Source organism: Okeania sp. (assembly GCF_983059655.1).
Window position 1 is genome coordinate 1 of record NZ_CEZPJD010000404.1, and the last position, 1,315, is coordinate 1,315.

The 1,315-nt window shown below is 36.9% G+C and carries 1 protein-coding gene; it reads right to left on the reverse strand.

The window, feature by feature from the left end; genetic code table 11:
• Positions 1-34 precede the first annotated feature (34 nt).
• Positions 35-1,315 (reverse strand): CHAT domain-containing protein (locus AC3DU7_RS20415; RefSeq protein WP_488041139.1); only part of this gene is annotated, 1,281 nt, incomplete at its 5' end.

Genomic DNA, 1,315 nt, shown 5'->3' on the forward strand with positions numbered 1-1,315 from the left:
CTGATAACTGATAACTGATAACTGATAACTGAAATTACCATGGCGAACCAATCATTGTAAATGCTGCCCAATAATAAGGATGAGATAAATCCCTTCTACCTCCCCCAGCTAACTCCCGTGGTAGAGGCAGATGTTGATTACCATTTCGGAGTATATGACCATCTTGTAAATGCACCTCTCCTCGTAACATTGCTAACTGTGCCTGTCGTAATGCTGCTGCTTTAATTGGTCTGTTAGATAAACTTTGATAAAACTCAGTCATTAAAGCTAATGTACCAGTGTCACTAACATACCAAAGACTTGCCAAAGCAGACTTTACCCCCGCTTGTACTGCTAACCCAGCAAAACCTAACTCTGCCTCTTCATCTCCCACTGCAGTAGTACAAGCGCTTAAAACTAATAGCTCTACCTGTGCATTATACAAACGTAACTGGCGTAATTGATTTAAACGTAACTTAGTATCCCAGAGTTGAATATAAGAATTGTCAGCACCCCCTGGATGAAATTCTCCATGGGTAGCTAAATGAATAATTTTGAATTTGTCTTTGCTGCTTTGTTGCTTTAAATTTTCGAGAGTAAATCCTTGATTCAAAAAAGATTTACCAGGCCAAAGATTATTCACGATGGTTTTAAGTTCTACAGGTACTGCAGGCAAAGGAGTTTGCTCGGTATTACCAGGAAATTTAGATGCTCCCATTGCCAAAACTTGAGAACCATTTAATCCAACATAGCTTGTATCAGTTAAGGTAAAACTAGGAATTAATCCCAAACTATATTTTTCGACCAGGAATTGTTGACCATCGTGTAGAGCTGCAATGGGAATAGTTCGCAAACCTCTACCCATAGAAAAAACGAGGGTATTAATATTATGATTTGCCAATTCTTCAGCAACTGGCGCAATTAACCATTGATGTAATTTTTGAGCATTTTGTAAATAATTATGAGAATTTAATTGACTGGGAGTCCTAATCTGATTTGTAAATTTTTTGGCAACCTCAATCACTTCATCTCTTGTTTTCCCACTACTTCTAACAATAGGTTTACCATTTGGCAAAAATAATTGCAGTTCTAAATTATTGGGTTGTGCAGATACATATATAATTGCTGGTCTGATGCCTATTTTTTCAACACTACTGAGAGTATTTCGGATATTTGCTGCTGTGGCAGTTTTTTTAGTAATATTTTTTCCTAAATAACTCGCGAATTCTCTACCTCTGTTTAACTCTATTTGCGATGCGGTCTCAGTTAAACTAATTTGATTGTAATTATCGTTACGAGAAATTTCGGAAGCAGTGGTTGTTATACTTTCTTCTAC